The sequence below is a fragment of the Flavobacterium sp. genome (assembly GCF_035760125.1).
Classification (GTDB): domain Bacteria; phylum Bacteroidota; class Bacteroidia; order Flavobacteriales; family Flavobacteriaceae; genus Flavobacterium.
In genome coordinates this window covers 1-5,344 of the sequence record NZ_DASTTN010000150.1, presented here as the reverse complement: position 1 = coordinate 5,344, position 5,344 = coordinate 1, and the positions used below count along the sequence as shown (strand labels likewise).

Genomic DNA, 5,344 nt, shown 5'->3' with positions numbered 1-5,344 from the left:
CAATTGTCGTTTATGACACTTTTGGAATCTATTCCAGCCCAAGAGCCTGGTGGATGTTCAAAGCGATGGGCCATTCAAATGTTTTTGTGTTAGACGGCGGACTTCCAGAATGGATAAAAGAAGGATTTCCAACTGAAAAAGAACAACAAGCAACTTCTTATCCGAAAGGAAATTTTGTGGCCAAATTTCAGCCCGAATTAATCAAAAACAAAGAGCAGATTCTGGAAAATATCGCAACCAAAGAAGCTGTTCTTATGGATTCCAGATCAGCGGATCGATTCCTCGCTACTCACGAAGAACCGAGAGCCGGATTAAGAAGCGGACATATTCCCGGTTCCATAAATATTCCATTTACTGACTTGCAACAAGACGGAAAGTTCAAATCGACAGGGGAGTTAAAAGAAATCCTAAAACTGAACGATCAGCCTTTATATTTCACCTGCGGTTCCGGAATTACTGCCTGCATCGTTTTACTGGCCACTGAGTTGATTTCGGACAATCCAAAAGCCGTTTATGATGGGTCTTGGACCGAATGGGGACATGCTACTGATTTGCCTATTGAAAAATAAAAAATAGGGGGATTCCGTCTATATTGGAATCCCCTTTTTAATTTTTATTATTCCACCACTTTATAAGTTGGATCTTCCTGAATATTAACGTCAATAACTGCTTCTGCGTTTTGCAACAACTGTCTGCAATTAAGACTTAAATGACGTAACCGAATCGTTTTGTTCACATTAGCATATCGCTCCGTAATTTTATTTAAGGTATCAATGGCACTCATGTCCATAATTTTACTTTCTTTAAAATCAATAACAACCTCATCTGGATCATTGGCAACATCAAATTTCTCAGCAAACGTAGTCGTCGATCCAAAGAAAAGAGGACCGTATATCTCATAATGTTTCACTCCATTTTCGTCAATGTATTTTCTGGCACGAATTCTTTTGGCACTTTCCCAAGCAAAAACCAAAGCAGATATAATCACCCCAATTAATACAGCCAATGCCAAGTTATGTAAAACAACTGTTATCAAAGCTACGGTCACCAGCACAAAAATATCGTGTTTGGGCATTTTATTGAAGATTCGAAAACTAGCCCATTCAAAAGTCCCAATCGCCACCATCATCATTACCCCAACCAAAGCAGCAATAGGCAATTTTTCGATGACAGGTGCCCCAAACAAAATGATTAACAAAATAGTTATCGCAGCAATAATCCCAGACAATCTCGCCCTCGAACCCGCAGACACATTAACTAGTGTTTGCGCAATCATCGGACATCCTCCCATTCCGAAGAAAAAACCATTTAGAATATTGGCACTTCCTTGAGCAATACATTCTCTGTTGCTGTTCCCTTTCGTATCCGTTAATTCATCAACCAAATTCAACGTCAACAATCCTTCAGTCAATCCTACTCCAGCCATAACTAAGGCATAAGGAAGAACAATCTGTAATGTGTTAAAATTCAAAGGAATATTTGGGATATGAAATGGCGGAAAACCACCACTAACTGAGGCAATGTCTTTTACTGTTTTTGTATCAATATTCAACACCAGAACGACTATAAAAACAACAAAAATAGCCACTAAGGAAGCCGGAATCTTTTTAGTTAATTTTGGGAAACCGATCACAATGGCTATTGTCAAAGCAACCAAACCCAACATCATATACAATGAGTCCCCAGAAAGACAAACGGTTTCACCATTGACAACAGTTTTAAACTGTTCTATTTGCGACATAAAAATAACAATTGCCAATCCGTTTACAAAACCATACATAACGGGTTGTGGCACCAACCGAATGAATTTCCCCAGTTTGAACAAACCCACTAAAATCTGAAAAACACCCGCCAAAGCAACAGCCGCAAATACATAATCCAATCCATTCGATTTCATCAAGGCAATCAAAACGATAACAGTTGCTCCTGCTCCACCGGAAATTAAGCCAGGTCTTCCTCCAAATATTGCTGTCACCAATCCCATTATAAAAGCAGCATACAAACCCACCAAAGGAGGAAAACCAGCAAGTATAGCAAAAGAAAGCGATTCTGGAATCATTGTCATCGCTACAGTAAGCCCTGCTAAAATTTCGATTTTATAATCTACTTTTTGATTAAAGTTGAATAAATTAAAATAACGCTTCATAAATTGAAATGGTTTGCTTTTTAAGAGGTGCAAAAATACAGTTTTAAACTTCAATGCAACTCGAAAATTGTCGTCTTGAACTTTATCTCTTCTCAAATTCGAACTTCATTTCCAACCTATTTGCAATAACAAAATTTCTAACATAAAATTTTTCTTTCTTTTAAATTAAAAAATTATTAAAACACTATATAACAGTTGTTTACATATTTAAAATCATTTAAAAATGAGTTTAAATCACTAACTTTACATGATGTTTTTATGTTGTTTTAATTGTTAAAAATTAAAGAAAGATAATCATGAAAAGAAATTTATCCATTGCCTTGGGAAGAATATTTATACTCTTCCTATTATCATTTGGCGTCAAGGCGCAGGAGTGGAAAAATGTGAACCCTAAAATGAATCATGTTTTGGCGGACACAACTTTCCTACGAGCAACCGAAGTCATACTTCAACCAGGAGAAAAGAGCGATATGCATACTCACCCAGCTCATTTCTTTTATGCCCTTACTGACGGAAAATTAACAGTTCACTACAAAGATGGTAAGAATGAATCATTCGACCTTAAACCTGGAGCGTCTGGGGTCAGTGCACCAGAACGCCCACATGTAACAGAAAATACTGGCGCCACAACAGTAAGATTTCTATTGGTAGAACTAAAGGAACATCCTTATCAAGAGTCTAAAAACAAGAAGAAATAAGGCTACAAATTAGCTATTTTCTTGTTGCCCGTTCAAGAAAGAACTGTATAAAACAATAACAACAAATTGACACAAGTAAAAATCCTGATCTTATGACTTTTATTTGTGTCAATTTGTGAAATTTCTGAGGCCTTTTCGATAACAATAAATGAAAACAACAGCATACATAGGAACTAGTCTAGACGGATTTATTGCCAGGAAAGATGGAGAAATTGATTGGCTTACACAATTTGAAAATCAAGAAATCAACCAAAGCTACACCGAATTTATCAACGAGATTGATGCTATAGTAATCGGTAGAGGCACTTTTGAAAAAGTACTCACTTTTCCCACTTGGTTCTATCAACAAAAAGTTTTTGTATTAAGTACACAAATAAAAGAAATACCAAATAATCTAAAAGAAAAAGTTACACTTCTCTCGATGGAGCCAAAAGAGTTACTGCATTATCTTTCTAACGAAGGATATTCTAATATCTATGTTGACGGTGGAAAAGTGATACAAAGCTTTCTTAAAGAAAATTTACTTAATGAACTCATAATTACAAGAGTTCCTGTACTTATAGGAAAAGGTATTCCTTTATTTGGACCGCTTTACAAAGACCTCTCTTTTAAACACATACAAACCAAGGTCTATTCAAATGGCTTGGTAAAGAGTCATTACGAAAGAATATAAAAAACAATTTACAAATAGAACTATTGATAATATCAATAAATCAAAAAACAGAATCATGGAAAATATAAAATGGGAAATTGACCCCACACATTCAGAAGTGTATTTCAAAATTAAACATCTTGAAATTGCTACTCTAACAGGACGATTTGATAAAATAACTGGAACAGCTGAAGCAGAAGAAGATTTTGAAAATACGGAATTTTATTTTACCGCAAATGTTGATTCCATTAATACCAATGATCAAAAAAGAGATGCTCACTTAAAAAGCGCAGATTTCTTCGATGCGGAAAAATTTCCAAAAATCACTTTTCACTCCACTAAATTCAAAAGAATAGGTGATGCAACTTTTGAATTAATCGGTAAACTAACTATCAAAGAAATCACAAAACCAACTATTTTGGAAATAAAATATGGTGGTACCAATATTGATCCCTGGGGGAATACAAAAGCAGGTTTAAAATTGAAAGGAAAAATAAATCGAAGAGATTTTGGATTGGTATGGAATGCAGCAATAGAAACTGGCGGTTTTTTGGTTAGCGAAGAAGTAAAGATAAATGCCAATATTGAATTACTGAAGAAATAGTATAGAATGCAAGATCTAACAATAGTCGATAATACTAACCTATTCGCAACCCATTTTCTATTTCGAAATCAGGGGCCACTAAAATTACATCTCCCTCCTCGCCTACTGCTCCCAGCACCAAACATTCACTCATGAACTTTCCGATTTGCTTTTTGGGAAAATTGACCACTGCTACGATTTGTCTTCCCGTCAGAACTTCTTTAGTATATCTTTTGGTGATTTGTGCCGATGTTTTCCTAATTCCAATAACACTTCCAAAATCAATAGTTAGTTGGAATGCAGGTTTTCTCGCTTCGGGAAAATCATTGACTTCTAGTATTGTTCCCACTCGCATTTCTACTCTTTCAAATTCTGACCAAGTTAAATCCATAGTTTGTTTTTTAAGATACTGAGTTGCTAAGATACTAAGTTCTATAATTATGAAACCCATCATTTAAGAACAAAAAAATCCCAAAACGAAAGTTTTGGGATTTCAATTTATTCTATAATCGCTGATCAATAACTACTGATCACTACTTATTATTTTACTTCCATTAATTCAACGTCGAAAATCAAGATAGCATTTGGAGGGATAACACCACCTGCTCCTGCTGGTCCATATCCTAAATCAGATGGAATCACGAAACGAGCTTTATCTCCTACTTGCAATAAAGCAATACCTTCGTCCCATCCTTCAATTACTTGACCTTGACCCAATCTGAATTCAATTGGTTTTTTTCTTGGATAAGAAGAATCAAAAACTTTACCGTTTTCCAATGAACCTTCGTAGTGAACGGCTACTGCTTTTCCACTTTCTGCTTTTTTACCAGAACCTCTTTGGATGAATTGGTAACGTAAACCGCTTTCTGTTTTTTCGAAACCAGCAGCTAATGTTTCCATTTTCGCTTCAGATTCTGCTTTCAAAGCTGCTTGTTTTTTTAAACGCGCTCCTTTTAAACCAACAAAAGCTTCAATAGCATTCCATTTTTGAGCTTCTTCACCTACTCTGATAATTTCAACAGATTCCAAAGAATCTCCTTGAGCAATAGCATCAACAACATCTTGTCCTTCTACTACATTACCAAAAACAGTATGTTTATCATCTAACCATGGCGTTGCAATATGTGTGATAAAAAATTGAGAACCATTTGATCCCGGACCTGAATTTGCCATAGACAAAACTCCTGGTGCATTGTGACGTAAATCTTTATGGAATTCATCATCAAATTTATATCCTGGATCTCCTGTTCCAGTTCCTAATGGAC

The 5,344-nt window shown here is 35.6% G+C and carries 7 protein-coding genes; 4 read left to right on the top strand and 3 right to left on the bottom strand.

The annotated features are described in order from the left end of the window. On the top strand, positions 1 to 569 hold a 569-nt coding region (locus tag VFS71_RS05880), incomplete at its 5' end, for a sulfurtransferase (RefSeq protein WP_326399943.1). A 47-nt stretch (positions 570 to 616) separates the two neighbouring features. Here the strand turns inward: VFS71_RS05880 and VFS71_RS05875 are convergent. Continuing rightward, entirely contained in the window at positions 617 to 2,146 is a 1,530-nt protein-coding gene (locus tag VFS71_RS05875) for a SulP family inorganic anion transporter (protein WP_326399941.1), read from the bottom strand. 296 nt (positions 2,147 to 2,442) lie between these two features. Between VFS71_RS05875 and VFS71_RS05870 the strand changes: the two genes are divergently transcribed. The 3 genes from VFS71_RS05870 (at position 2,443) to VFS71_RS05860 (ending at position 4,100) form a co-directional block, all read left to right on the top strand. After that, complete coding sequence (locus VFS71_RS05870; RefSeq protein WP_326399938.1) at positions 2,443 to 2,844, top strand: cupin domain-containing protein; 402 nt, start codon at positions 2,443 to 2,445, stop codon at positions 2,842 to 2,844. Positions 2,845 to 2,992: 148 nt separating this feature from the next. Beyond that, positions 2,993 to 3,517 (top strand): dihydrofolate reductase family protein, encoded by a 525-nt coding sequence (locus VFS71_RS05865; RefSeq protein ID WP_326399936.1) that lies wholly within the window; start codon positions 2,993 to 2,995, stop codon positions 3,515 to 3,517. A gap of 55 nt (positions 3,518 to 3,572) precedes the next feature. Then, on the top strand, positions 3,573 to 4,100 hold the full coding sequence (locus VFS71_RS05860) for a YceI family protein (protein WP_326399935.1): 528 nt from the start codon (positions 3,573 to 3,575) through the stop codon (positions 4,098 to 4,100). A 34-nt stretch (positions 4,101 to 4,134) separates the two neighbouring features. Here VFS71_RS05860 and VFS71_RS05855 read toward each other — a convergent pair whose 3' ends face one another. Together VFS71_RS05855 and VFS71_RS05850 are read right to left on the bottom strand one after the other, a co-directional pair. Continuing rightward, positions 4,135 to 4,470 carry a tRNA-binding protein gene (locus VFS71_RS05855; protein WP_326399933.1) on the bottom strand — a complete coding sequence of 112 codons (336 nt, stop codon included), beginning with the start codon at positions 4,468 to 4,470 and terminating at the stop codon, positions 4,135 to 4,137. Positions 4,471 to 4,619: 149 nt separating this feature from the next. Next, positions 4,620 to 5,344, bottom strand: a 725-nt coding sequence (locus VFS71_RS05850; protein WP_326399931.1) for a peptidylprolyl isomerase, incomplete at its 5' end; no start/stop codon positions are given.

What these genes read in the sequence shown, in the direction of transcription:
- VFS71_RS05875 (WP_326399941.1), bottom strand. Translation starts at nt 2,146, where the DNA reads ATGAAGCGTTATTTTAATTTATTCAACTTTAATCAAAAAGTAGATTAT.
- VFS71_RS05870 (WP_326399938.1), top strand. Translation starts at nt 2,443, where the DNA reads ATGAAAAGAAATTTATCCATTGCCTTGGGAAGAATATTTATACTCTTC.
- VFS71_RS05865 (WP_326399936.1), top strand. Translation starts at nt 2,993, where the DNA reads ATGAAAACAACAGCATACATAGGAACTAGTCTAGACGGATTTATTGCC.
- VFS71_RS05860 (WP_326399935.1), top strand. Translation starts at nt 3,573, where the DNA reads ATGGAAAATATAAAATGGGAAATTGACCCCACACATTCAGAAGTGTAT.
- VFS71_RS05855 (WP_326399933.1), bottom strand. Translation starts at nt 4,470, where the DNA reads ATGGATTTAACTTGGTCAGAATTTGAAAGAGTAGAAATGCGAGTGGGA.